Source organism: Actinophytocola xinjiangensis (assembly GCF_001921215.1).
GTDB lineage: Bacteria > Actinomycetota > Actinomycetes > Mycobacteriales > Pseudonocardiaceae > Actinophytocola > Actinophytocola xinjiangensis.
In genome coordinates this window covers 1-23453 of sequence record NZ_MSIF01000015.1, presented here as the reverse complement: position 1 = coordinate 23453, position 23453 = coordinate 1, and the positions used below count along the sequence as shown (strand labels likewise).

25 protein-coding genes, 2 tRNA genes and 1 other RNA gene are annotated in these 23453 nt (G+C 68.0%); 16 read left to right on the top strand and 12 right to left on the bottom strand.

The genetic code is table 11. The features are described 5' to 3' along the window. Window positions 1–264, bottom strand: coding sequence for a hypothetical protein (locus tag BLA60_RS26540; RefSeq protein WP_075135731.1), 264 nt, complete (start codon window positions 262–264; stop codon window positions 1–3). 278 nt (window positions 265–542) lie between these two features. On the opposite strand from BLA60_RS26540, the gene BLA60_RS26535 reads away from it, so the two are divergent. Next, window positions 543–746: a hypothetical protein gene (locus tag BLA60_RS26535; protein ID WP_075135730.1), complete on the top strand. Its 204-nt coding sequence runs from the start codon at window positions 543–545 to the stop codon at window positions 744–746. A gap of 2 nt (window positions 747–748) precedes the next feature. Here the strand turns inward: BLA60_RS26535 and BLA60_RS26530 are convergent, their stop codons facing one another. Then, on the bottom strand, window positions 749–1102 hold the full coding sequence (locus BLA60_RS26530; protein ID WP_075135729.1) for a winged helix-turn-helix domain-containing protein: 354 nt from the start codon (window positions 1100–1102) through the stop codon (window positions 749–751). Window positions 1103–1225: 123 nt separating this feature from the next. On the opposite strand from BLA60_RS26530, the gene BLA60_RS44905 reads away from it, so the two are divergent. From BLA60_RS44905 to BLA60_RS26480, 10 genes are all read left to right on the top strand, one after another. Beyond that, window positions 1226–1666 carry a hypothetical protein gene (locus BLA60_RS44905; RefSeq protein ID WP_075135728.1) on the top strand — a complete coding sequence of 147 codons (441 nt, stop codon included), beginning with the start codon at window positions 1226–1228 and terminating at the stop codon, window positions 1664–1666. Next, on the top strand, window positions 1666–1866 hold the full coding sequence (locus BLA60_RS26520) for a hypothetical protein (RefSeq protein ID WP_075135727.1): 201 nt from the start codon (window positions 1666–1668) through the stop codon (window positions 1864–1866). Before BLA60_RS44905 ends, BLA60_RS26520 begins: the two co-directional genes overlap by 1 nt. Next, window positions 1863–2093, top strand: coding sequence for a hypothetical protein (locus BLA60_RS26515; protein ID WP_075135726.1), 231 nt, complete (start codon window positions 1863–1865; stop codon window positions 2091–2093). Before BLA60_RS26520 ends, BLA60_RS26515 begins: the two co-directional genes overlap by 4 nt. Further along, the gene (locus tag BLA60_RS26510; RefSeq protein ID WP_075135725.1) at window positions 2093–3145 is read left to right on the top strand and encodes a hypothetical protein; all 1053 of its coding nucleotides are present in this window, start codon (window positions 2093–2095) and stop codon (window positions 3143–3145) included. The genes BLA60_RS26515 and BLA60_RS26510 overlap by 1 nt, the downstream gene beginning before the upstream one ends. A gap of 3 nt (window positions 3146–3148) precedes the next feature. Continuing rightward, on the top strand, window positions 3149–5326 hold the full coding sequence (locus BLA60_RS26505; protein WP_075135724.1) for an FtsK/SpoIIIE domain-containing protein: 2178 nt from the start codon (window positions 3149–3151) through the stop codon (window positions 5324–5326). 330 nt (window positions 5327–5656) lie between these two features. Continuing rightward, window positions 5657–6115 (top strand): hypothetical protein, encoded by a 459-nt coding sequence (locus BLA60_RS26500; protein ID WP_154814614.1) that lies wholly within the window; start codon window positions 5657–5659, stop codon window positions 6113–6115. Further along, window positions 6112–7422 (top strand): DUF3631 domain-containing protein, encoded by a 1311-nt coding sequence (locus BLA60_RS26495; RefSeq protein ID WP_075135722.1) that lies wholly within the window; start codon window positions 6112–6114, stop codon window positions 7420–7422. The genes BLA60_RS26500 and BLA60_RS26495 overlap by 4 nt, the downstream gene beginning before the upstream one ends. Further along, window positions 7419–7703, top strand: coding sequence for a helix-turn-helix domain-containing protein (locus BLA60_RS26490; RefSeq protein WP_075135721.1), 285 nt, complete (start codon window positions 7419–7421; stop codon window positions 7701–7703). The genes BLA60_RS26495 and BLA60_RS26490 overlap by 4 nt, the downstream gene beginning before the upstream one ends. A 137-nt stretch (window positions 7704–7840) precedes the next feature. Then, entirely contained in the window at window positions 7841–9010 is a 1170-nt protein-coding gene (locus BLA60_RS26485; RefSeq protein WP_245812160.1) for a tyrosine-type recombinase/integrase, read from the top strand. A gap of 165 nt (window positions 9011–9175) precedes the next feature. After that, entirely contained in the window at window positions 9176–9694 is a 519-nt protein-coding gene (locus BLA60_RS26480; RefSeq protein ID WP_075135720.1) for a TIR domain-containing protein, read from the top strand. 32 nt (window positions 9695–9726) lie between these two features. On the opposite strand, the gene BLA60_RS46580 is transcribed toward BLA60_RS26480, so the two are convergent. From BLA60_RS46580 to BLA60_RS26465, 3 genes are all read right to left on the bottom strand, one after another. Then, window positions 9727–10161, bottom strand: a complete 435-nt coding sequence (locus tag BLA60_RS46580; RefSeq protein WP_075135719.1) for an HIT family protein — start codon at window positions 10159–10161, stop codon at window positions 9727–9729. Further along, on the bottom strand, window positions 10158–11024 hold the full coding sequence (locus tag BLA60_RS43615) for a macro domain-containing protein (RefSeq protein WP_154814612.1): 867 nt from the start codon (window positions 11022–11024) through the stop codon (window positions 10158–10160). The genes BLA60_RS46580 and BLA60_RS43615 overlap by 4 nt, the downstream gene beginning before the upstream one ends. 489 nt (window positions 11025–11513) lie before the next feature. Continuing rightward, a tRNA-Ser gene (locus tag BLA60_RS26465) sits at window positions 11514–11600 on the bottom strand. 128 nt (window positions 11601–11728) lie between these two features. Here BLA60_RS26465 and BLA60_RS44610 point away from each other — a divergent pair. Together BLA60_RS44610 and BLA60_RS26460 are read left to right on the top strand one after the other, a co-directional pair. Beyond that, window positions 11729–11866, top strand: coding sequence for a hypothetical protein (locus BLA60_RS44610; protein ID WP_154814611.1), 138 nt, complete (start codon window positions 11729–11731; stop codon window positions 11864–11866). 55 nt (window positions 11867–11921) lie between these two features. Continuing rightward, window positions 11922–12422: a hypothetical protein gene (locus BLA60_RS26460; RefSeq protein WP_154814610.1), complete on the top strand. Its 501-nt coding sequence runs from the start codon at window positions 11922–11924 to the stop codon at window positions 12420–12422. Between the two features lie 65 nt (window positions 12423–12487). Here BLA60_RS26460 and BLA60_RS26455 read toward each other — a convergent pair. The 3 genes from BLA60_RS26455 to BLA60_RS26445 all read right to left on the bottom strand — a co-directional run bounded on the left by BLA60_RS26455 (window position 12488) and on the right by BLA60_RS26445 (window position 14102). Continuing rightward, window positions 12488–12574, bottom strand: a tRNA-Ser gene (locus tag BLA60_RS26455). A 169-nt stretch (window positions 12575–12743) separates the two neighbouring features. After that, window positions 12744–13121 (bottom strand): ricin-type beta-trefoil lectin domain protein, encoded by a 378-nt coding sequence (locus BLA60_RS26450; RefSeq protein WP_075135716.1) that lies wholly within the window; start codon window positions 13119–13121, stop codon window positions 12744–12746. Between the two features lie 381 nt (window positions 13122–13502). Continuing rightward, complete coding sequence (locus tag BLA60_RS26445; RefSeq protein WP_075135715.1) at window positions 13503–14102, bottom strand: DUF4240 domain-containing protein; 600 nt, start codon at window positions 14100–14102, stop codon at window positions 13503–13505. Between the two features lie 274 nt (window positions 14103–14376). Here BLA60_RS26445 and BLA60_RS26440 point away from each other — a divergent pair, with 274 nt between their 5' ends. Further along, a complete protein-coding gene (locus BLA60_RS26440; protein ID WP_075135714.1) occupies window positions 14377–15051 on the top strand; it encodes a glycoside hydrolase family 11 protein in 675 nt (224 codons plus the stop codon). Between the two features lie 41 nt (window positions 15052–15092). Here the strand turns inward: BLA60_RS26440 and BLA60_RS26435 are convergent, their stop codons facing one another. Continuing rightward, window positions 15093–16535 (bottom strand): glycosyltransferase family 39 protein, encoded by a 1443-nt coding sequence (locus BLA60_RS26435; RefSeq protein ID WP_075135713.1) that lies wholly within the window; start codon window positions 16533–16535, stop codon window positions 15093–15095. A gap of 35 nt (window positions 16536–16570) precedes the next feature. On the opposite strand from BLA60_RS26435, the gene BLA60_RS26430 reads away from it, so the two are divergent. Further along, the gene (locus tag BLA60_RS26430; RefSeq protein ID WP_245812159.1) at window positions 16571–18625 is read left to right on the top strand and encodes an MMPL family transporter; all 2055 of its coding nucleotides are present in this window, start codon (window positions 16571–16573) and stop codon (window positions 18623–18625) included. A 10-nt stretch (window positions 18626–18635) separates the two neighbouring features. Here the strand turns inward: BLA60_RS26430 and BLA60_RS26425 are convergent, their stop codons facing one another. The 3 genes from BLA60_RS26425 to ffs form a co-directional block, all read right to left on the bottom strand. Continuing rightward, window positions 18636–19664, bottom strand: coding sequence for an alpha/beta hydrolase (locus tag BLA60_RS26425; protein WP_075135711.1), 1029 nt, complete (start codon window positions 19662–19664; stop codon window positions 18636–18638). 44 nt (window positions 19665–19708) lie between these two features. After that, window positions 19709–21889 (bottom strand): terpene synthase family protein, encoded by a 2181-nt coding sequence (locus BLA60_RS26420; protein ID WP_075135710.1) that lies wholly within the window; start codon window positions 21887–21889, stop codon window positions 19709–19711. A 124-nt stretch (window positions 21890–22013) separates the two neighbouring features. Continuing rightward, an RNA gene (gene ffs, locus BLA60_RS26415) (signal recognition particle sRNA small type) lies at window positions 22014–22108 on the bottom strand. Window positions 22109–22162: 54 nt separating this feature from the next. On the opposite strand from ffs, the gene BLA60_RS26410 reads away from it, so the two are divergent. Further along, the coding region (locus tag BLA60_RS26410; RefSeq protein ID WP_154814608.1) for a DNA polymerase III subunit gamma and tau at window positions 22163–23453 on the top strand (1291 nt) is incomplete at its 3' end.

Below are 23453 nucleotides of genomic sequence, written 5' to 3'. Positions count from 1 at the left end.
TCATTCCGGCTGCGCGGAGCAGATGCGCAGGGCAGGGCCGGAGTCGTGTCGGCGTTCGGCGCGGTCCCGCAAGGTCGCGGCCACGGCGGCCACTTTGTCGGCCAACGCGAGTTCGTAGGTGACGGTCGGCGGTTCGGCGCGTCCGGCGTCGGCGTCCAGGAAGCGCACGACGTAGTGGCTCAGCTCGGTGTTCAGGTCGGTCATGTCGTGCAGAAGGCGGAAGTCGTGGTGGGCGGCCGGATCGGGCGGTGGGACGGTCCTCATGGTTTTCTCGCTTCGTCACGAGCGTCCTCGGTGCGGGACACGGGTGATGATCAGCGTCCTGTCGGGGCGGACAAATCCCCAGAGCGGCGGCGCAGAAGTCTGCCGTCGCCAACGTCGCAGTGCGCCGCGCTGACCTGGCAGAACCCTGTTTCGGCCAGTTGCGGTGATCCCCCGAGTGTTCGAGTGTGCCCCCTTGTGTGCCCTGTTTGCGCAGGTCAAAGGCCGCTTCCATAGAGCCATGGCACAGAACGCGACCACCGAACACGGGGGAGGACGCCATGGCGAAGAGGACCACCACCCAGATACCGATGCCGACCGGCGGCGGGCCGCTGCGCAAGATCGTCGGCGTGGCCGTCGTGATCGCGCTGCTCGTGATCGTGGTCAAGCACCCGGCCGACGCGGCGGACGCGGCCACCAGCGTGGGGCGCTTCGCCGGGGAGTTGATCGACGGGCTGTGGAGCTTCTTCCGTCAGCTCGGCTGACGTCAGCGGCCCAGCTTGGTCAGCGCCTCATTGACTCGCTGGGTGACCTCGTCCAGTCGTTTCCGCACGTCGGCGACGTCGTCCCGGATTTCGAGCAGTTCGCGCCGGGCGTCGGCGAGGCGGGCGTCCGGCGCCCGGTCGGAGGCTTCGGTTGCTCGGACCAAGGCGACGCTCTTGTCCTTGATCGTCACCAGGCCCTCGTCGGCGAGCAGGTGGAGCGCCGCCGAGGCCGTGGTCCGGGAGCCGCCGAAGTCGGCGACGATCTCGCGGCTGCTCGGCATCTTCGAGCCCACCTCGTAGTCGCCGGACACGATCCGGTCCCGCAGCTGCGCGGCGATCTCCTCGCGAGAAGGCATTAGTCCCCTTTCGGCGCCTCGCAGTCTAGCTGTCCTAGGCCAGAACTTGACACAAGCCAACTGGTCCACCTACTGTCCCATCATCTTCATCTGGCCTAGTCCAGATAACCGCAGAGGAGACCTATGAGTTCCCCGCAGATCTTCAACGCCTACCTCGACGACGACGCCGTGCGGGAGGAGCACGCGGCGGGGGAGCGCGCCGAGGTCGACGCCCTGATCGAGCAGGCCGAGAGCGAGTGGGCCGCCGCCGACCGGGCCGAGCAGGCGCGCGTGTCGCGGATGTTCACCGACCAGCCGCGCGCCCGTCGTGCTCACCGCCGCGCGGACCGGACGGTGCTCCGGAAGCTGCCTGACCTGCTCCGGCCGCTCGGCGCGCCGGCCAGCCTGACGCGCAGGTCGGCGGACGCCGTCGAACTGGACATCGCGAACGCCGAACGCCGGTACGTCGTGGACGCGCTGGCGCGCTGCCTCGAGGAGAACGAGCGACTTCGGGGCGAGCTGGACGCGGCGAACGACGCGGTGTGGGAGCTGCTCGCCGAGCTGGACGACGCGGGGCGTGCCTGATGTCCGCTTCGGACGTGTTGCACCGGTTCGGGACGTGGGCGTTCCTGCGGTTCGTGCTGGCGCTGCTGACGTTCCTGGTGCTGCACCTGGCTCGCCTGCCGTTCGTCCTGGTCGCCCGGTTGCTGGAAGCCGGGATGTCGCGAGTGGACAAGTCCGTCGTCTTCGCCGTGAGTCGGCATTCCCGGAAGGAGGCTTCGTGAGCAACAGCGTCGTGTCGTGGATCGGCTGGCACGTCGGCGAGTTGGCCGGGGTGATCGTGCCCGGTGTGGTCGCGCTGACCGTGACGCCGTGGGCGGCCGTGCTGTCCGTTGTGGTTGCGGTGAGCTGGACGGTCCACGAGGTGCGGTTGGCTCGCCTCGTTCCGCCCGCGTTGGCGCCGAGCCGGTCCGAAGAGGACACGCCGGTGGCCGGTTGGGGTGGTGCGTGATGAGTTGGCGGGAGGAGCGTCGCCGGGACCGGGCGGCCGAGGCCGAGCAGGAGCGGGCGAACGCTGTCACCGCCGCCGAGGTTGCCGCGATCCGTGAGCGTGTTCGTGCGGACGCTGACCAAGGTGCGCGTGCGCAGCGGGAGCGGCTGCGTCAGGCCCGCAAGGACGCTGTGCGGCAGCGGCGGGTGCGGTTGCTGGTCGCCGCGCGGTCGTGGTTGGCGGTGCACGTCGTCGACCTGCTGATCTATCCGTTGGCTGTGGTGTCCGCTGTGATGGCGGTGCCGGCCATGGCGACGTTCGGACACGAGGTGTACGGGACGGCGGCCGGCTACGCCCTACCGGTGATCACTGAGCTGGGAATGTGGGCCTTCGCCGTCGCGGTGCAGTACACGCGTCGGCGGTACCAGGACCGTCCGGTGTGGGCGCTCCAACTCGGCGTCTGGTCGTTCGCGACAGTCGCCGCCGCGCTCAACGCCCTGCACGGCCTGACGCGGGGAGTGGACGCGGCCGTGGTCATGGCGATATCGAGCGTGGCCGGCGTCGCGGCGCACCAACTGGTGACCGCCGCGCCTCGGCGGAGCCCCGTTGAGCGGCTGGCACGTCGACAAGCGCGGAAGGTCACCACAGCGCGCGGAGCCGCCGTGCGGGCGGCAGTCGCGGAGATCGACGTCGACGGCGCGGCCCGACTGGTGTTCGCACCAGGCCGGTACCGGCTGGGTTGGCGCCGCCAGCTCACGCCGGCACCCGACTCGACGTGGGACCCGCTTGACCGCGAACTCGCCGAACTACTCGCCAATTCCACCCCGTGGCCCGATCCCGGCCCGTCCGCAACCGGATCGGTCGGCACCCTCGATCGAGCGGACGACCAGCGTGGATCGACCCGCCGTTCTCGATCGATCGACGAGTTGAAAGCGGAGCTGCGGGCACGGATCAAGGCCGATCCCGGGTCGATCGACCCGACGTCCGCCGAGTCGATCCGCCGCGCGCTGCGGTGCTCACCGGCGCGTGCCCGTCGACTCCGCGACCACCTGTCCGGCGAGAAGGAGGTGTAGGCCATGAAGAAGCCGTCGAACGTGCACTACCTGCCCACCTACCGGACCGACGAGGTGATCGACGCCGAGTTGGTCAGCGACGAGGAGTACGCCCGGCTGACCAGCCAGAAGGCCAAGGCGTTCGAGCGCTACCGGGGCTACCAGCGCGACGTCGTGACCGTCGTCCGCTGGTCCCGGTGGGCCGCGACCCACGACCGGACGACAACGTTCGCGAAGGCCATCCTGCGCAACCTGCTCTACGTCCCCGCCGGGGCCGGCGTGCTGCTGCGTCGGGTCTGGGAGGCCAAGACCAACTCGCGCTACGAACGGATGATGCGCCGCGCGGAGGCGGCCGGCGACTACGAGGCCCTCGGCGAGTGGGAGGAGCGCGCCGAACACGCCAAGCAACGCCGCCACGCCCGAACGATGGACTGGCTCACCGCCCCCTGGCAGCTGCTCAAAGCCGCCTTCGCGAGCATCGTCGGGTTCATCCTCGTCCTGCTGATGCTCGGCGTGTTCCTCTCCCTGGCGACCGACGACTGGTCACGGGCACTCGCCCCGATCGAAGGCGTCCTGTCCGCGATCGAGTGGACGGTCTGGCTGATCGCCGTGGTCTGGGGTCCGCTGGTGCTGGTCGGCCCGTGGATCGGCCTGCTGTACCTGTGGCACCTGGGCCGCCGCACCGACGTCGCCGCCCTCGGCTGGCTGCGATCGTCCACACAGGACGAGGTCGGCGTCATGGTCACCGCCGACGCGATCGTCCGTGCCTTGCAGCACCTGAACATCCCCGCGATGACCAGGGCGTTCAAGGGCGGCTGGCTGCCCAGGTTCGACCTCACCCCGACCCGCGAGGGCCAGGGCGCGTTCAAGGGCTACCGCGCGATCTTCGACCTGCCGTTGGGCGTGACCCCGGACATGGTCGCCGACAAGGGCAACGTCCTGGCCACCAACCTGCACCGCAATGCCGTCGAGGTCTGGCCCAGCGACTACGGCAAGGAGAAGGGCGGCAAACCCGGCTTCGTGAATCTGTACGTCGCCGACGCCGGCGTGATGGACAAGCCGACCCCCGAGTACCCGCTGCTGCACACCGGCATCGGCGACGTGTTCACCGGCGTCCCGGTCGGCATCACCCAACGCGGCGACGTCGTGAAGTTCGTCCTGTTCGGCGGCAACTTCGTCTTCGGCGGCCAGCCGGGTCAGGGCAAGTCCAACGCCGCCCGCGTCGTCATGGCCGGCGCCGCCCTGGACCCGCTCTGCGAACTCCGAGTACACGTTTTCGCTGGTAACGGCGACTTCGACGCCTACGCCCAACGCCTCACCCGCTACCACAAGGGCGCCACCCCGGAACACGCCCTGCTCGCCACCGAACACCTCCGCGACCTGTTCGACGAGGTCGAACGCCGCGAGAACCTCCTGGCCGAACTCGGCGCGAAGAAGCTCACCCGCCCACTCGCCGACCAACACCCCGACCTCCGCCCCATCGTCGCGATGTTCTCCGAATGCCACGAACTGTTCGGCGACAAGGACTGCGGTGAGGAGGCCGCCGAACTGGCCATCCGCGTCGTGAAACGTGGCCGGAAGACCGGCGTCATCACCGGCTACGACACCCAGTCCTCAAGGACCGACGCCATCCCGTCCCAACTCGTCGAGAACGTCGGCATCAACGGCTGCTTCGCCGTCAAGACCTGGCGCAGCAACGACGGCTTCCTCGGCGACGGCTCGTTCGCCGCCGGCATCCGCGCCACCGAACTCCGCTTCAACGTCGACCGGGGAACCATGGTCGCCACCGGCGTCTCCGACGAACTGTTCGAGATCGTCCGAACCTTCTTCATCGAGGTCAACGACGACACCGGCTGGGACGCGGCGGCCGACATCATCGACCGCGCCATGGCTCAACTCGCCCCCGGCACAGCGACTTCGGGAGACCGGCCCTTACCGCAGCTCGAAGCGTCCCGGGACCTGCTCGCCGACCTCGACCAGGTGCTCGACATCGACCCCGTCCCGGCCGGCGAGGTAATCGGAGCCCTGCGCACCCTCGCCCCGACCTGGCGCCCGTACAAGGACCTGACCGTGCCCAAACTCGTCGCCGCCCTGGCCGAACACGGCATCAAGGTCCCCGCGACGAAGAACAAGTACCCCGTCGATCCCATCACCGTGCGTGAAGCGATGGCGCGACGTTCCGCTGGTCCGGACGCCGAGTGAGTTAGGTCGCCGAGACCGCCGACCACACCGCGCCAGAGGCCGGATCGGCGCCGCCAACGCCACGACTTCACTCCGCTAACCCGCTAACTCGACGCAGGTAAGCGGCCATATCGACCCTCTGCTCGGCGAAGTTAGAAATCTAACCCGAGCGACGTCTCCTAACCCTCGCGCTAACCACCGATGCGGTGTTTGCCGCGATCCTGCATGTCCTTCGACCGTCACTGAACGTGACAGACGGGGTTCACGATGCCTACCCGAGAACTACCCAACCCAGCGGACGTCGCCGCCGTCCGGCGCTGGCTCGCAGCGCACACCCCAGACGTGGACGCGGTGCGCGCATGGACGGTGCGAGTGCTCACCGGAGTGGAGTCCGTGCCCGAACTCGGTTCGCCGAGCTGGGCCACGCTCGCCGACACGGACACGCGGAAGCTGGCCGCCGCGCTGCGCCCAGCACTGGCGCAACTCGCGGACCGAACACCGGTAGCGATCGCCGCACGGTTGCGCGCCGAACTCGACGACCACGCCACAGCCTGGCGCCGCTCGCTCGCCGAGCTGCACACCGACCTCTCCCAGGGCTGGCACGCCCTCGGCTACGGCGTCGGCCCGTCCCACACCGACCTGACCCGCCGCCGGTCCACCTACCCCTGTGGACAGTGCCGCCGCCCACTGTCCTTCGCCGCCACGACCTGCGCCGCGTGCGGATGGCACGAGCCGGCCCCGGACCAGTTGAGAACCCGCGCCCGCACGTCGTGGCAGCGCACAGCACGACCCGAACAGGGAGCAGCATGACCACCCACTCGACCACGCCGGCCGAGTCCCGAACCGGCGCCGAACTGCTCGACCTCGCCCGCGACACCCTCACCCGCTACGTCTCGCTGCCCTCCGCCGAGGCCGCCGACGCCGTAGTTCTGTGGATTGCCGCCACCCACGCCCAACCCGCCTGGGCACACGCCCCACGCCTGGTCATCCGCGCCCCCGAAAAGCGCTGCGGCAAGTCGCGCCTCCTCGACGTGATCGAAGCGACCTGCCACAACCCGTTCATCACGGTGAACAGCAGCTCCGCCGCCGTTTACCGCTCCATCACCGAAGACCCACCCACCATGCTCGTCGACGAGGCAGACACCATCTTCGGCCCCAAGGCCGACGGCAACGAAGACCTCCGAGGCCTCCTCAACGCCGGCCACCAACGCAACCGCCCAGCCAAGCGCTACGACGCCGCCGCCAACCGCGTCGAGTCCATCCCCACGTTCGCCATGGCCGCCCTCGCCGGCATCGGCGCCATGCCCGACACCATCGAAGACCGCGCCGTCATCATCCGAATGCGCCGCCGCGCCCCCGGCGAAACCGTCGCCCCGTTCCGCCACCGCCGCGACCGCCCAGCGCTGCGCGCCATCGCCGCCCAACTCACCACCTGGCTCCGCGCCGACCTCACCACCCTCGAAGCCGCCCAACCAGCCATGCCCGTCGAAGACCGCGCCGCCGACACCTGGGAACCGCTGGTCATCGTCGCCGACCACGCCGGCCACCACTGGCCCGCCCGCGCCCGAACCGCCGTCCTCGCCCTCACCGCCAACGCCGACGACACCACCGAACAGTCCATCCGCCTCCGCCTCCTCACCGACTGCCACACCGCCTTCGCCCACGACACCGCCCTCCCCACCAACGAACTCCTCACCCGCCTCAAACACGACCCAGAAGCCCCCTGGCCCACCTACGGCCCCACCGGCCTCACCGCCGCCAAACTCGGCACCCTCCTCCGCGAATACGACATCCGCTCCGCCAACATCCGCTTCCCCGACGGCACCCAAGCCAAGGGCTACCACCGCACCCACTTCGAAGACCCCTGGCTCCGCTACTGCCCCAACCTCCCCGACAGCACGTCCCACCCGTCCCAACCGTCCCCGCCCAGGTCAGCCCGGGACGCCCTCACCGTCTGGGACGGCACCAGCCGTCCCAACCCACCACCGGCAACCCCGCCACGGGACGTACCAACCCGTCCCGGCAAGTCCAGCCGTCCCACCTCCACCAGCACGGGGACGCCTGGGACGACCGGGACACCCACTCCTCTGCGCCGCGTCTCCGGCGGTGCCGCATGACCACCGCACGCGCCGAGATCAGCGCCGCCCTCGCACAACTCGCACAAGCCCTGACGAGCGACACGCCACCGCCCACACCCGACCGACCGACGCCTGAACGCGTGCTGCTCACCGTCGAGGAGGCCGCGGAACAGCTCCGCATCGGCCGCACTACAGCGTGGCGCCTCGTCACCAGCGGCGAACTGGAGTCCGTCCGCATCGGCACCCTGCGCCGAGTGCCCACCTCGGCCGTCGCCGAGTTCGCCGCCCACCTGATCGCCCAGTCCCGCAAGCCCGCCTGAGGAGGCCCGTCATCGCCGCCAAGAAGACCCGCAACCCGAACGGCCGATCCAGCATCTACCTCGGCAAGGACGGCCACTGGCACGGCCGCGTCACGGTCGGCGTCAAGGACAACGGCACCCCTGACCGCCGCCACACCATGTCCAAGAACAAGCAGAAGGTCATCAACAAGGTCAAGGAGTGGGAGAAGGCCCGCGACGAGCGCCGAGTCCTCAAGGCGGGGGAGACCTGGACAGTGGCCGGCTGGCTGAACCACTGGATCGAGAACGTAGTGGCACCCCCGACCATCACCGAAAACGCCTGGATCGCCTACGACGTCGCCGTCCGAGTCCACCTCGTCCCCGGCCTCGGCGCCCACAAGCTCGACCGCCTCGAACCCGAACACCTGGAGAAGCTCTACCGCAAGATGACCAAGGCCGGCGCGAAGCCGGGCCGTGTCCACCAAGTCCACCGAACCCTCCGCGCAGCCCTGAACGAAGCCGTCCGCCGCGAGAAGCTCATCAAGAACCCGGCCCTGCTCGCGAGAGCACCAAAGGTCGAGGAAGAAGAGGTCGAGCCGTACTCGGTCGCCGAGGTGAAGCAACTGCTGGTAGCTGCACGGTTGAAGCGCAACAGCGCCCGCTGGGCGATCGCACTCGCGCTGGGTCTCCGCCAGGGCGAGGCATTAGGTCTCCAGTGGACCGACGTGACTTGGGATGACTGGGACCACAAGTGCAAGGCGCACCAGCACCCGTTCTGCGAACGCTGCATCAACCATCACTCGCCCGGCCTGTTGATCCGCCGAAGCCGACTGCGGCCAAAGTGGCAGCACGGCTGCACGAAGCCATGCAGCCACAAGTTCGGAGGTCACTGCCCCAACCGCATCCCGCTCCGCACGGAGACTGCGGGCACCAAATCACGGGCAGGCAAGCGCGGAATCGGTCTACCCAACGAGCTGGCTCTGATGCTGCGCCGCCACCAGGTGGAGCAGGCCGTCGAGCAGGAGACGGCTGCCCAGCTCTGGCGCGAGTCCGGCTACGTCTTCACGACACCGACCGGCGAACCACTGAACCCGCGAACCGACTACACCGAATGGAAACGCCTGCTCGTCCGAGCCAACGTCCCGGAACGACGCCTACACGACGCACGCCACACGGCCGCCACGGTGCTGCTGCTCCTGCAAATCCCAGATCGGACGGTAATGGGGGTCATGGGCTGGTCAAACACAGCGATGGCGGCTAGGTACCAGCACATCATCGCCGCGATCCGCCGAGACGTCGCATCCAGCGTCGGCGGCCTGCTATGGCAAGGGAGAGGCGACCGGGACTGATGATTAACACTGGCTGCCTACTACACTGCGCGGAGCGCCACCAGGTGTTCTTCAGAGCGTTGAGGTTTCTGCAGCGCTCACTGTCGAAACACAGCTACACTGTAAGTTACCGCCGGGGGCAACGGTGCGGGCCTGAATATATTGCATACTGGGGAGGATGGTAGTATGGCATACCGAAATAAGACCTATGTGGCTTTTGCGAGTGAAGACATCAATTATTACTGGATGATGACGGCGTGGAAAAAGAACCAGGGTATCGACTTCAATTTCTACGACGCTCATGACATTAATACGGCACTCGACACAAGTCAGCCCGAGACAATCCGTCGGCGCCTGAGTGAGCGACTGACCAATACCAAGCAATGTCTCGTGCTCGTCAGTGACATAACGAAGTCGAAGGCCGCTCGGTCGAATACATTCCTTTACTACGAAATAGAGGCGATCAATCGCCGCGCATTGCCTGTGGTATTCGTCAACCTTAATAAAAGTCGACTGGTTCAGACCGACAAACTTCCGGCAACCTTGATCGAGCAGTATTCTATCAGTATCTCTTTTGGCCCAAAGATCATCATGTATGCACTCGACAATTTCCCGGAGGATTTCGTTGAGAATGAACGATCTGGTTCGAAGGTGGGTCCATATCATTACCTTGACGACGTGTATAAAAACCTAGGTCTTGACTGATGAATTTCGGATAGGTGTATAAGTGGGGGAATTTATCTAAGAAAAGGTCGTAGCTTATCCGCGATTCGGTCCGTATCGGCAAGTGACGCTTCCTCGACCCAGTTCCACTCTGTCCCGCCCTCCGGTAGTGTGCCGGCGATGTGGAAGTGAACGTGCGGAATGGTCTGCTGAGCTGGAACTCCATTATTCTGCCAGACGGCTACTCCCTCGGGCTCGTAGGCATCAGTGATTGCCTGGGCGGCGGCAATAACTGACGACATAACCGCAGATGCTTCCTTGCTCCCAAGCTCGATGAGTGTCGATCGATGCGCCACTGGAACCACGAGCAGGTGGCCGCTACCGCGCTGCTCTCGCGTCACCAATGTGGCCGACAGTTCGTCTCGGGTCAGGATAGTGAACGGGCGTGTGCCGGCCAAGTAGTCGCAAAACGGGCATGGCTCAAGTTCTGGCACTTCAATAGATGTCATGATCGCCTCAATGATTTCAAAAAAGCCTGCAATTCGAGCATATCGAGCTCCCGAGCCACCTGTTGTCGGACCACAATGTTGAGTCGACTGGTGACACGCTCTTCACGAGAAGCAAACATGAACGACATCGCAGTAAGGCGAATAGCGTCTAATGGCGGCAGGTGCTGCGAAATCCGCGCTTGTCCGCCGCCGATTACGCCGATGGAGACTGGCTCACCGTTGCTTCGGGCACGCACTTCCGACCACAGATTGTTCAAGCTGCACCAGATGCCGTCGATGGTCCCTCTGGCTTCATTGCGATGATTCATCTTTGTATAAGCGACACAGAAATAGAGCTTCCTTATCGCTGGCTCCAGTACCGCTACCGTGCCTAGTTTGTAACGGACTTGCTTGCCCGGCTTTTGGTCAGTAGGTGTGAAAGGTTCAATCGTCGGATTTTCTGCTAGAGCTGCGTTCAACTCATTATCAAGACGTGCTAAGTCGCTATGATAAACACTGGTTAATAGTTGAGCTTGCACGCTATGTTCATCTATGATGTGTGGAATTGAAGTATCGAAGGTGTCAGTCATGCCGACCACGATGTGACCATCTTGCTTGAATAATCCACCTTCGATGACGCGAATTTCCGTGCTAGGTGAGTCGTAGCTTTGATTTACTTGTTTCGGCCAGGCTCGCAGCAAACCGTACGCGATCGACGCGACAGATACGACTACCAGGAGCATTCGACCGATGGGCGCGAGCGACCCAGGTATCAAAGCATCGGTTACGCCTGCGCTGGCCGAGAGTAAACCGAATGCGGCCAAGCTATGAGTTGTCAGCTTGGCCCAGAAGCGGCCCTTTCTGAGATCTCTAATGATACTCATCCGCGACTGGCTCCCGGGTTGTGCGGGTGTTGACGATACTCACTTGTTGAGTCTACCTGTGTGCTGGGGCGTAAGCGGTCTTACGGGGGCAGAATGGGTGGCTCACTGATACTGGAGCGGCACTTGTTGGGCCTTCGTGGGACGGCTGATCAGTTGGAGGTGTCCAGCCGGCGGATCTGTTGGTCGCACATCCATCTGACCGCCGAAGACCCGTCCCTAGCCTTAACACCTATGCCGGCCGTCGCCAACGTCATGACCCGCAACATCTGGTCAACGATTGCGCTGTGATGTGGCCCCATGCTCGGCGAACGCTTGGCGGGCAGGATGCTGATGACGCGTACTCGCCACCGTGTCACCCCACCGTAGACCGAGATCTGGGCTCGGTTGACGCGCTTGGGGTGTTCGGCCGAACGAGACTGGAACTGAGACTAACGAAAGACACGCCGGGCGAGTCATCATAGACTCGCCCGGCGTTCAACCTGCTCGGAGCGGTAGCGGTGGGATTTGAACCCACGGAGGGCGTGAACCCTCACGCGCTTTCGAGGCGCGCTCCTTCGGCCGCTCGGACACGCTACCGCGGAGCACTTTACCGGACGGGTGTCCTGGGGTGGACGGGTGGGCGGGCGGGGCCGGCGCGGTCGGTCAGTTGGCGTGGGTGATACTGCCTGGGTGTTCGACTGACGTGGGAGGACGAGGAGGACGTCATGCGGGCTGACCAGCAGGAGGAGTCGGCGGAGGGGCGGCATGCGGCGCCGGAGGGGGCGGAGCGGCATCCGTTGATCGATCTTGATCGGGATCCGACGCCGGGGGTCGCGAACCATGCGAAGGACGAGGATGAGTAGCGCGGTGGCGCGCTAGGGTTTGCGGGTGACGGTGCCACCTGGTCAGGACGACTCGGTGGCCCCGTTTTACCCGATGGCGCCGGTCGCCGCCGTGCCGCCGGTCGCCGAGCCCGCCGCGGTGCGGGTGGCGTTCTGGCTGACCCTGGGCGGGGCGGCGCTGTTCCTGGCTCTGGTCGGGTTGTGGATCGGGGTCGGGTGGGGCGGGCTGCGGGACAGCGCTCGCACACAACTGATGGACAACGGTGACCCGGTCGGATCCGGGGACGTCGACGTGCGTGCTCGGGCCGCGACCTTCGTGATCATCCTGTTCGCCGTGGTGGGGACGGCGCCGTACGTGACGTTCGCCGCGTTGTTGGTGCGGGGGCGGAACTGGGCGCGGGTGCTGCTGACGGTGCTCGTGTCCATCGGCGGGTTCGTCGCACTGGTGGCGGTCTTCCTGCCCTACGACCACGACCTCGGGCCCGCCACGCGCCTGGTGGCCCTCGCCCTGGCCGGTGTCTCGGCGGCGATCGTCTCACTGTTGTTCGGGCGGCGGGTCAACCGCTACTTCGCCTGAACCACCGCTGACCGGCCCCCACACGCGACGAACGCCGGGCGTGTACTCAACCCGGCGTTCGTGAGCGGAGGATGCGGGATTTGAACCCGCGAGGGCTTTAACACCCAACACGATTTCCAGTCGTGCGCACTAGGCCACTATGCGAATCCTCCGCCGAGGAGGGTACCGGATCTGGGTCTGACCACCCAAAACGGGTGGTCATCGGTGGTGTGAACGCCTGGGTGTGGCGCTGGCGGCGGGTCCGACACCTGGACGGCACGGAGGGCGTCTGGTCGTGTGCGCTCCGTAGGTGGTCGGCGCTGGAGCGGTACGGGTCGATGATCAGCCGGTGATGTTCCATTGCGGGTAGTAGTGCTCCAGGTCACCGGCATAGACGATGCGTTGGTGATTGGCCTTCAAATACTGTCCGCTGTCCAGGTTCTGGACAAGAACCGAGTCCGGCGACATTCCCCACAGTTGTCGCGGGCTGCCCGAGCAGGGGTGCATCACCACGTTGTCCCAGTCGTTGCTGGTGTCGATGTCCTCCAGGCATTCTCCGGTGATCCGGCTCCGGATCTCGCCAACATAGCCCGGCTCCACCATCCAGAGGGTGAATGGTGATTCGCCGCAGGTGCTGAGGGTGAGCTCTTCGCCGGGGGATGTATGTGAGGCATTCGCCGTAGTGCACGTTTCGGATTTCCGCGATGGACTGGCGCTCATCGGACGCGGTCGCGGTCGCGACGAACACCGTGGTGAGCATGGCGACAGCGCCGACGACGGCGCTGATCAACGAGAGGTGAAGCATTGACTGACCTTTCTGGAAGTGTCGGACGGGCACTTCCGAGATTGGCGCAGTGTCGGTTCGCCGTGGCGCCGAGTTGCCCGGATTCCATCGGAGTTTCTCCGGGGTTCACTCGCTCCGGGGGGAGAACCTACCCATGGTGGCAGGTAATCGCACCACATCGCTGGTTGATTCGCCTGGCATGGTTTGACCTGGTGTCGCAACCTCGCGTTCGGTCAAGTCAAAGATTAATCTATGGAATGCCGTCGTTGTTCCTCGCCGAGGGAGAACGCGCGGCGATCGCGCCGGGGTGTTACGAGTCAGGAGCCCGGCGGGGGCGTGTGCTGGAACAGGGCGAACAGGCGGGGCAGCCGTGCGGGTATTCGGGCGAGATCGTCGGCGCTGCCGAACCGGCCCGACCACTCGTCCTCGCCGGAGGGTTCGGCCTCGTCGGTGAGGGCGTCCAGTTCCTCCCAGAAGTCGTCCTCGTCGCCGGCTCGCTGTTCGAACGCGGTTGACGCCGCGAACTCGATCTCCTCGGACTCCAGCGCGCCGCGGTCCAGGTGGCCGGCGGCCATGGCGCACACCATGGGGTGATCGGCCAACGTGTCCGCGTCCGCCACCGCCTGGTCGAACGCCGCGCGACCCAGGCCGACCAGGCCGGCCCGGAAGCCGCTGAACGTGTCATCGGAGAGGTACCCGCCGATCACGTACGCCGCGGCGCACAGGTCCCACCGATCGGCCCGCGCGTTCTCCCGCTCGTAGCAACGGTGGAACTCCACGATGCGCTTCGCGCGCAACCGGGTCAGTCGCTGTGTCAACGCCGGTCCGACCGCCGTGCCCGCCGGCCACGGGCGACCGGCGCGGGTCGCGTCGCCCCTGGCCTTCTCGATCAACGACCAGAACGTGTCCGTCCGCACCCGCGCAGTCTGGCACAGCCGGTTCACCTTTCGGGTGAAACGAAACGACGTATGTGCCGGTGGTCGCGACTGTCCGGAAACTGGCCGAAAACTGTGCCCGGGATCGTGGGTTGTTCTGCGTGGGGATGCTGCTGGTTCTGCCTGAATTCGCTGTTGAAGGCGCCCTTCGGCTTCGTAACTTGGCCGAAAATCTTTGACAACTTACCGGATTTGGGCCGACACTGTCGGTGTCATTGTGCTGCCGTGCCAGCCCTCAGCGACACGAGGAGGACGCATGTCCAGTAACGGCGACGGTCGGCCCGTCATCAGTCGGCGGGTTTTCGGGGCCTCGGCGTTGGCGCTCACGTCGACCGTCATGCTCCCGGGGATCGCTCAGGCCCAGACGATCACCACCAACCAGACCGGGACACACAACGGGTACTTCTACTCCTTCTGGACCGACTCGCAGGGAACCATTTCCATGACCCTCGGAAATGGTGGCAACTACAGCACGAACTGGGGCAACACCGGTAACTTCGTCTGCGGCAAGGGATGGAGCAACGGTAGCCGGCGGACCGTGAACTACTCCGGCAGCTTCAACCCCTCCGGCAACGGTTACCTCTGCCTCTACGGGTGGACCTCGAACCCGCTGGTCGAGTACTACGTCGTCGACAACTACGGGACTTACCGGCCGACCGGGGAACACCGGGGGACGGTCAGCGTCGACGGCGGAACCTACGACATCTACCGGACCATGCGGTACAACGCCCCCTCGGTCGAAGGGACCAAGACGTTTCCGCAGTTCTGGAGTGTGCGGCAGTCGCGGCGCACCGGTGGCAGCATCAACTCCGGGTCGCATTTCGACGCCTGGGGGCGCGCGGGAATGGGGCTGGGGAGTTTCAACTACTACATGATCCTCGCCACCGAGGGATATCAGAGCAGCGGGAACTCCAACATCACCATGAGCTGACCGGGTGTGGTGCGGCGGGCCGGGGGGCCGTCGCACCACTCTCAGTAGAAATGGCGCAGGTCGGGCCACAGTCGCGACCACGGCGCCGTGGTGCCGGCACAGCGCAGGACGCGGGTGCCCTGTTCGTCGTTGTCCACGCCCAGCCCGTTGTCGTGTTCGGCGACCTGGACGCAGTCGCGGAACGCGTCGGTGGGTGTGACGCCGACCAGCAGCACCGGACCGGTCGCGTCGTCCGGTGGCGGGCCCCAGTCCCAGTAGGACATGTGGGCGGAGAACGGTTGGGGCAGACCGTGTTCCGGGCCGTAGTGCTCGATCGCGCCGGCCTGGCCGTAGTTGGCGGTCAGGATCACCGCCCGGTCCCCGTCGGAGCGCCACGCGTCGGCGACCGTCTCGGTGAACTCGGGCCAGCCGACCTGCTCGCCCTGCTCGGCGTTCATCGCCACCACCGGGGCGAGGGCGGCCGGCGGCAGCACCGGCAGGCTCACCACCAGGTTCATCGCCAGGCCGATCCCCGCCAGGCCCCAGCCGAACGCCGTGTTGTCGCGCAGCCAACGCAGAGCCGGCTCCGCGCCGGCCGCCGTCAGAACCAGCAGCAGCGGGATCGGGTAGTACGGCTTGCCGCCGACCACCAGCAGAACAGCACACAGCACCGGATACGCCACCGCCAGCGCGCGTGCCCACCGTAGGTCCGGCTCCCGCCACAGGCGGCGGATGCCCGCCAGCCACACGGGGACCAGCACCGCGGACAGGTACACCAGCTGCATCGGGACGAACAGGATCCGGTTCTCCGTCCCGTCGTCGGCCGCGATGCCGGAGGCGACGGTCAGCAGCGGAACGTCGTTGGCCACCTGCCAGACCAGGGTCGGCGTGGCGACCGCCAGGGCGAGCGCCACCCCCGCCGCCAGCCACCAGGTTCGCAACACCGACCTCGGGCCGACGGCCAGCAGCGCGGCCCCCAGGGCCAGGACCAGCAGCGCGATCAGCCACTTGTTGGCCAGGCCGACCCCGGCGACCGCCCCCGCCGCCAGCCACCAGCGGGGCTCACCGGTGCGCAGCAGCCGCAGCGTGACCAGGCCGAGCGACACCCACAGCAGCGTGTCCAGCGAGTTGGTCGCCAGCATGTGCGCGGTCACCAGCGGCAGCGACGACCCGGCCGCGGCCGCCGCCGCCAGCACCTGCGCGCCCCGGCCCCCACCCAGCTCGCGGGCCACCAGCGCGACCACGAACACCGTCGCCGCGCCCAGCAGCAGGGGCACCACCCGCAGGCCGGCCGGGGTCTCGCCGAACACCGCCGTGGCCAGCCTGGCCAGCAGCGGCGTGAGCGGCGGCTGGTCGACATAGCCCCAGTCCAGCCGCTTGCCGGCGGCCAGGAAGTACAGCTCGTCGCGGTGGAAGCCGTAGCGGCCGGCCAGTGCCGCGAGCACCGCGGCCTGCGCGGCGGCGACCACGGCCACCGGACCGGTCGCGAACCGTGGCAGGGTCACGGAGGACCTCCTGGTGGGGTGCGGAGGGACAGCGTATGCGTCCCGAACGGCGTCCGGGCATGATCGTGCCCATGCGCTGGGTGCTGTCGACTCTGCTGGTACTGGTGTGGCTCGGGCTCGGCGGGCTCGGTGGCTCCTACACCGGCAAACTCACCGACGTCGTCGAGAACGACAACGCAGCCTTTCTGCCGGACTCCGCCGAGGCCACCGAGGTCCTGGCGCTCCAGCGGCAGTTCAACGAGAACGAGGTCGTCCCGGCGATCGTCGTGATCGAGCGGCCCGGCGGGCTCGAACCCCAGGACGAGCGCTACCTCGACGCCCAGGCCCGCGCGCTCACCGGCGTCGACGGGGTCGTCGGCCCGCCCGTGCCGGACGTGTCCCGCGACGGCGAGGCCGCCCAGCTCGTGGTGTCGATCAGCGGCGCCGGCAACCCCGGTGACGTCGTCGAGCAGGTGCGCGCCGACCTGGAGAAGGGCCGCCCGGACGGCCTGACCGTGCTGGTCGCCGGCCCGGCCGCGCAGATCGCCGACCTGGTTGAGGCGTTCGGCGGCATCGACGGGCTGTTGCTGCTGGTCGCCGGTGGCGTGGTCGTGCTGATCCTGATCGTGGTCTACCGCAGCCCCGTGCTGCCGCTGGTGGTGGTGATCTCGGCGGTCCTCGCGCTCGGCGCCGCCAGCATGATCGTCTACTTCCTGGCCGACTCCGACACGCTCACGCTCAACGGGCAGAGCCAGGGCATCCTGTTCATCCTGGTCTTCGGCGCGGCGACGGACTACGCGCTGCTGCTGGTGTCCCGCTTCCGCGAACAGCTGCGCGAGCACGACGACCGGTTCGTCGCGATCCGCTCGGCCTGGCGCGGCACGGTCGAGCCGATCGCCGCGTCCGCCGGGACCGTGGTGCTCGGCGTGCTGTGCCTGCTGTTCTCCGACCTCAACTCCAACCAGGGCCTCGGCCCGGTCGCGGCGATCGGCATCGGCGCGGCGCTGCTGGCGTCGCTGACGTTCCTGCCGGCGGCGCTGGCCCTGCTCGGCCGGGCAGCGTTCTGGCCGTTCCGCCCGGTCCCCGGCTCGACCAGGCCCGAGCACGACGGGCTGTGGGGGCGGATCGCGGCGCTGGTCGGCCGCCGGCCGAGGCTGATCTGGATCGTCACCACGCTGGTGCTGCTGGTCGGTGTGGCGTTCCTGCCGCAGCTCAAGGCGAGTGGGACCGCGCAGTCGGACCTGTTCCTGACCGAGGTGGACTCCACCGCCGGTCAGGAGGTGCTGTCCCGGCACTTCGCCGGCGGCTCCGGCGCGCCGGCCGTTGTCGTCGCCAACGCCGGTGAGGCCCAGCGGGTGCTGGCCGCGAGCGAGGTCGAGGGTGTCGACCGGGCCGCGATCGTCGGCGAGAAGGACGGCCACGTGCTGATCCAGGCGATCCTCGCCGACCCGCCGGACTCCGAAGCCGCACTGTCCACAGTGGAACGAATGCGGGAGTCGGTCCGCGCGGTCGACGGCGCCGACGCGAAGGTCGGCGGCGCCAGCGCCATCCAGCTCGACACCCAGACCGCCGCCGCCCACGACCGGACACTGATCATCCCGATCGTGCTGGTGGTGATCTTCGCCGTGCTGGCATTGCTGCTGCGCGCCCTGCTCGCCCCGCTGCTGCTGATCGCGACCGTCGTCCTGTCCTTCGCCGCCACCATGGGCGTGTCGGCCCTGGTGTTCAACCACCTGCTCGGCTTCCCCGGCGCCGACCCGGCGATCCCGCTGTTCGGCTTCATCTTCCTGGTGGCCCTGGGCATCGACTACAACATCTTCCTGATGACCAGGGTCCGCGAGGAATCCCTCGTGACCGACACCAGAACCGGCACCCTGCGCGGCCTCACCGTGACCGGCGGCGTGATCACCTCCGCCGGTGTCGTCCTGGCCGCCACCTTCGCCGCCCTGGCCGTCATCCCGGTGCTCTTCCTCGCCCAGATCGCCTTCATCGTCGCCTTCGGCGTCCTGCTGGACACCATCATCGTGCGATCCCTGCTGGTCCCGGCGCTCACCGTGGACATCGGCCCCAAGATCTGGTGGCCAGCCAAACTCAGCCGCTCCAGGCGCTGAGCCGAGGAACTCAGGGGAAGCGGCGGCAGAGCCAGGCCAGCGCCAGCGGATAGCGGTAGCCGATGTTGCCGTGCCCCGCCGGGAACGTCTCGAAGTGGACGTTCTCGTCGTCGACGCCGGCGGCGGCCAGGGCGCGGTGGAACGCACGCGCCCCCAGGTCGAGGTAGTACTCGTCGCGGGTGCCGGCGTCGATCCAGACGGAGTGCAGGGAGCGGAGGGTGTCGGCGTTGGTCGGGTCGGCGGCCAGGCGGACGGGGTCGTTGGCCAGCCAGCGCGACCACACCTCGTCGACGACCACGCCGTTGTCGTCGAACGGGATGCTGACCGACGCGTCGGGGTTGCCGGAGTACGCCGCCGAGCAGCCGTAGATCTCGATCAGGTCGTGGTCCGAGTCGCGGGTGCCGACCTCGCGACCGGCCAGGCCTGCGCGGAACGACTCGTACGAGCCGTCGTACTCGTCGCGCAGCATCCGGGCCACGGCCGGGAAGAACGGCTGGTAGCAGACCTCGAACAGGGCGTCGCCGGCGTGCGTGGCGAGCGCGGCGAACAGGTCGGGGCGCAGGATCGGGGTGATCATCGCGCCGTAGCCGCCGCTGGACTTGCCGGTGATGGCGCGGTGGTCACGGTCGGCGATCGTCCGGTACCGGGCGTCGACCCACGCGACGACCTCGTCGCACAGGTACGAGTGGTAGCGGCCGGTGGCCGGCGAGTCCACGAACTGGCTGCCGCCCCAGGACGTCCAGGCGTCGACGAACACCACGATCGCCGGTGGGGCGCCGCCGGTGGCGAACAGCTCGTCCACCAGGTCCGGGAACGGGCGGCGGAACGGCTCGCGGTTGAGCCAGGTCCGCACGTGGCCGGTGTAGCCCTGGATGACGTAGACCACCGGGTAGCGGCGGTCGGACTCGTCGTAGCCCGGCGGCAGGTACACGTACACCGGGCGTTGGTGCGGGTCGCCGAGTGGGTTGTCGCGCAGCAGCGCGCTGTCCACGACCCCCTCATCGATCCGGCCGGCACGTTCGGGTGACCACGGCAGCATCGCGTCACCCTAGGGCCGGCCGCCCGGCGCCCGCACCCGAGATTTCAGGCCGACCGCAGGCCCGTCAGCCGTGCGGCCGAGGTGCCAAGACCCGTCGGCGTGCCCACCCGCACCGGCTCGTGGCGAAGGTCCGCGTCGGCGTAGCGGTGGCAGCCCCGGTGCCAGTTCTCGATACCGGCCATCCAGTCCCGCAGGTTCTGCACGTAGGCCGCCAGCCCCGCCCGCGCGTCCTCGTCCAGACCAAGGTGGTCGACCAGGGCCGGCAGCTGCTCGGTCAGGTGCTCGAACTGCTGCCCGCGCCGCGTCATCAGGTCGTTGACCAGCGCGATCGCCTGGTCCTGCCGCACGTCCAGGAAACTGCGGACCACCAGCACACCGTTGTGCAGCTCGCCCTCGAACTCGATCTCCTTGCGGTAGGAGAACAGGTCGTTGAGCAGCACCGCCCAGTCCATCGCCGCGTTGCCCAGCGACACCACCGGCCCCGCCCGGTACACCTCGGGCGGGACGTCGCCGGAGCTGGTCAGCCGGGCCAGGAACTTCGTCAGGTCCGAGCCGAACGTGTCGCGGCGCATCTCGATGTAGTCGATCGGGTCGGGGATGCGGTTGCGGCGCGTGTTGTCCATCTCCCACTCCCACGAGTCCAGCATCGCCTCGATCGCGGCGCGGAACTCCTGGCGCAGCGGCACCGACAGCGGGCCCACGGTGCGCAGCCACATGTCGGCCAGGCCGCGCTCCAGGCCGTTGACCGGCACGACCGGGCTCGGGCCGTCGACCGGCATCAGCTCCCTGAGCCGGGCGTTCTGGGCCTGGCCGGCGGTCAGGTCACGGCCGAACACCCTCGGGTAGTAGTCGTCGCCGTAGGTGCCCCAGGTCAGCCAGCCGGACGACACGTGCAGCTCGTCCTCGGTCGCCGACGGGTGGATGCCGGCGGCACACAACGGCAGGTCGATGTCGCGCAGCGTCTTCTCGGTCCACACACCCTCGTCGAGGATCCCCCAGGCCTTCCCCCAGCGGACCATCTCCTCGCGGGACGCGTCCAGGTGCTCGCTGAGGGTCAGCGGGAACGGCTGGTACATCTGCGGCAGCTGGATCGGGCCGACCTTCTCGAACGGCACGTGCTGGAACGCCCGCGCCCGCTGCGGCAGCGTGCGCAGCACCGACGCGGTGATCCTGGCCGCCGACGTGCCGAGACCGGTCGGGCCGCCGAGCACCCCGCCGCCCGGGGTGACGTTCTCGTTCATGTACCGGCTGGAGCGCATGTGCCACTCGTGGCCGCCGGCCTGCCAGTCCTGCAGGCCCTTGACGTAGGCGCCGACACCGAGCCGGGCCAGCGGGTCGATGCCGTGCTGGTCGAACAGCGGCGGGACCTCGGTGAGCGCGGTGTGCTCGAACTGGTGCAGCCGGGAGGTCAGCAGCTCGTTGACCTTGTCGGCGGCCTGCTGGGTGGTCAGGTCGAGGAACCGTTCCAGGACCAGCACGCCGTTGGACAGTTCGCCCTCGTCGAGGACCTCACGCTCGTAGGAGAACAGGTCGTTGCGCAGGTGCACGCCGTCGGCGAACGCGTCGCGCAGCACCCGCATCGGCCGGGACGCGGAGATCGCGGCCGGGACCTCGGCGCCGGCGACGTGCTCGATCAGGTTCGCCGACCAGGGGGCGCCGCCGACCTTGCGGCGCATCTCGATGTACTCGATCGGGTTGGAAACGCGGCCGTCGTTGATGTTGGCGAGTTCCCACAGTGACTCGTCGAGCAGGTTCTTCGTGCTTTCCACGAACCGGGCCCGCCAGTCGGCTGAATGCACCGGCACGGTGCGTCGCCACAGGTCGGCCAGGCCGCGCTCGACCGGGTTCTCCGGCTCCTCGGTGATCTCGCCGTGCGGCGGCATGAACGCGGCCAGCCGGTCCAGGTAGGCGCGGGCGGCCGGCAGGTCACCGGTGCGCTTGAACAGCTCCAGGAAGTGGTCGTCGAAGTAGAAGACCCAGACGTACCAGTCGGTGACCAGGTCGAGGTCCTCGCCCGTGGCATCCGGATGGGTGTAGGCGCACAACAGCGCGTAGTCATGGGAGTCGAAGTCGTCCTCGTCCCAGATCTTCGTACCGTGCTGCGGCACGTCGATCATGTCCATGTCGTACGCCCAGGCCTTGCTGTGCACGCGCGCGCGTTCCAAGTTGGCGTTCAACCGTGCCGGGTAGGGCATGTAGAAGTCGGGGAGTTCGAACGGCTGCATGTGTACAGGGGGCCCTTTCCGGTCGTGCCGTGCCTGCCGAGAAGGCAACACCCGGGGCCGGGCCGGAGGACAGGGCAACCGGCGCAACCACACGATCGTGGAGGGAGAATCGCTCGACCGGAGCAAAAGGGGACCCCACGCACCCGACAGAGCTCGCTTATCCTTGCTGCCTTCCGGCCCTGGGGAGGTTCACGAGATGAACGCCGCGTGGGGTCCGTGGTCGAGTGTAGCGGGGGCGGCCGGGCCGTCGGACTCGGCGGGTATGGTCCAGGCGTGGCGCTCGCCCTCTACCGCAAATACCGGCCGTCGACCTTCGCCGAGGTCGTTGGTCAGGAACACGTCACCGAGCCGCTGCGGGTCGCGCTGACCGCCAAGCGGGTCAACCACGCGTACCTGTTCTCCGGCCCGCGCGGCTGCGGCAAGACCTCCAGCGCGCGGATCATGGCCCGATCGCTGAACTGCGAGCAGGGCCCGACCGCCGACCCGTGCGGCGTGTGCGACTCGTGCATCTCGCTCGCCCCCGAGGGCCCCGGCAACGTCGACGTCGTCGAGCTCGACGCGGCCAGCCACGGAGGCGTCGACGACGCCCGTGAGCTGCGCGACCGCGCCTTCTACGCCCCGGCGTCCTCGCGTTACCGCGTGTTCATCATCGACGAGGCGCACATGGTCACCACGCAGGGCTTCAACGCCCTGCTCAAGATCGTGGAGGAGCCGCCGGAGCACCTCATCTTCGTCTTCGCCACCACCGAGCCGGACAAGGTCCTGCCGACCATCCGCTCGCGCACCCACCACTACCCGTTCCGGCTGATCCCGCCGGGCGCGATGCGCGGGCTGCTCGAACGCAACGTCGCCGCCGAGGGCGCCACGGTCGCGCCGGCGGTGTACCCGCTGGTCATCCGGGCCGGCGGCGGCTCGGCCCGGGACACCCAGTCGGTGCTCGACCAGCTGCTGGCCGGCGCCGGCCCGGAGGGCGTGACCTACGACCGGGCGGTCGCGCTGCTCGGGGTCACCGACGTCGCGCTGATCGACGAGATGGTCGACGGGCTGGCCGCCGGCGACGCGGCCACCGTCTACGGCACGGTCGACAAGCTCGTCGAGGCCGGCCACGACCCGCGCCGGTTCGCCTCCGACCTGCTCGACCGGCTGCGTGACCTGGTGCTGCTCAAGGCCGTGCCGGACGCCGGCACCCGTGGCCTGGTCACCCCGGCCGGTGACGAGCTGGACAAGATGGCCACCCAGGCCCAGCAGCTCGGCGCGGGCACGATGACCCGGTACGCGGAGATCGTGCACACCGGGCTGGTGGACATGCGCGGCGCCACGGCGCCCCGGCTGCTGCTGGAGCTGCTGTGCGCGCGGATGCTGCTGCCCGGCGCGGTCCCGCTGGACCCGGCCGCCGACTCGGCCGTTCTGCACCGGCTGGAACGCCTCGAACGGCGCGTCACCAGCGGTGTGCCGGTGGCTCAGGCGCAGGCTCCGGCCGCCGCGCCGGCTGCCCCGGGGCAGGCCGCGCCGGCCCCCGCCGCCCAGACACCGCCGGCTCCGGCTCCCGCCCCGCAGGCTCCCG

Excerpts from the sequence above, each read along its gene's own strand:
- BLA60_RS26505 (WP_075135724.1), top strand. The coding sequence starts at position 3,149 with ATGAAGAAGCCGTCGAACGTGCACTACCTGCCCACCTACCGGACCGAC.
- BLA60_RS26430 (WP_245812159.1), top strand. The coding sequence starts at position 16,571 with ATGCGTCCCGAACGGCGTCCGGGCATGATCGTGCCCATGCGCTGGGTG.
- BLA60_RS26530 (WP_075135729.1), bottom strand. The coding sequence starts at position 1,102 with ATGCCTTCTCGCGAGGAGATCGCCGCGCAGCTGCGGGACCGGATCGTG.
- BLA60_RS46580 (WP_075135719.1), bottom strand. The coding sequence starts at position 10,161 with ATGACATCTATTGAAGTGCCAGAACTTGAGCCATGCCCGTTTTGCGAC.
- BLA60_RS26440 (WP_075135714.1), top strand. The coding sequence starts at position 14,377 with ATGTCCAGTAACGGCGACGGTCGGCCCGTCATCAGTCGGCGGGTTTTC.
- BLA60_RS44905 (WP_075135728.1), top strand. The coding sequence starts at position 1,226 with ATGAGTTCCCCGCAGATCTTCAACGCCTACCTCGACGACGACGCCGTG.
- BLA60_RS26450 (WP_075135716.1), bottom strand. The coding sequence starts at position 13,121 with ATGAGCGCCAGTCCATCGCGGAAATCCGAAACGTGCACTACGGCGAAT.
- BLA60_RS26425 (WP_075135711.1), bottom strand. The coding sequence starts at position 19,664 with ATGCTGCCGTGGTCACCCGAACGTGCCGGCCGGATCGATGAGGGGGTC.
- BLA60_RS26420 (WP_075135710.1), bottom strand. The coding sequence starts at position 21,889 with ATGCAGCCGTTCGAACTCCCCGACTTCTACATGCCCTACCCGGCACGG.
- BLA60_RS26540 (WP_075135731.1), bottom strand. The coding sequence starts at position 264 with ATGAGGACCGTCCCACCGCCCGATCCGGCCGCCCACCACGACTTCCGC.
- BLA60_RS43615 (WP_154814612.1), bottom strand. The coding sequence starts at position 11,024 with ATGAGTATCATTAGAGATCTCAGAAAGGGCCGCTTCTGGGCCAAGCTG.
- BLA60_RS44610 (WP_154814611.1), top strand. The coding sequence starts at position 11,729 with ATGCGGGCTGACCAGCAGGAGGAGTCGGCGGAGGGGCGGCATGCGGCG.
- BLA60_RS26510 (WP_075135725.1), top strand. The coding sequence starts at position 2,093 with ATGAGTTGGCGGGAGGAGCGTCGCCGGGACCGGGCGGCCGAGGCCGAG.
- BLA60_RS26520 (WP_075135727.1), top strand. The coding sequence starts at position 1,666 with ATGTCCGCTTCGGACGTGTTGCACCGGTTCGGGACGTGGGCGTTCCTG.
- BLA60_RS26495 (WP_075135722.1), top strand. The coding sequence starts at position 6,112 with ATGACCACCCACTCGACCACGCCGGCCGAGTCCCGAACCGGCGCCGAA.
- BLA60_RS26535 (WP_075135730.1), top strand. The coding sequence starts at position 543 with ATGGCGAAGAGGACCACCACCCAGATACCGATGCCGACCGGCGGCGGG.
- BLA60_RS26490 (WP_075135721.1), top strand. The coding sequence starts at position 7,419 with ATGACCACCGCACGCGCCGAGATCAGCGCCGCCCTCGCACAACTCGCA.
- BLA60_RS26485 (WP_245812160.1), top strand. The coding sequence starts at position 7,841 with ATGTCCAAGAACAAGCAGAAGGTCATCAACAAGGTCAAGGAGTGGGAG.
- BLA60_RS26480 (WP_075135720.1), top strand. The coding sequence starts at position 9,176 with ATGGCATACCGAAATAAGACCTATGTGGCTTTTGCGAGTGAAGACATC.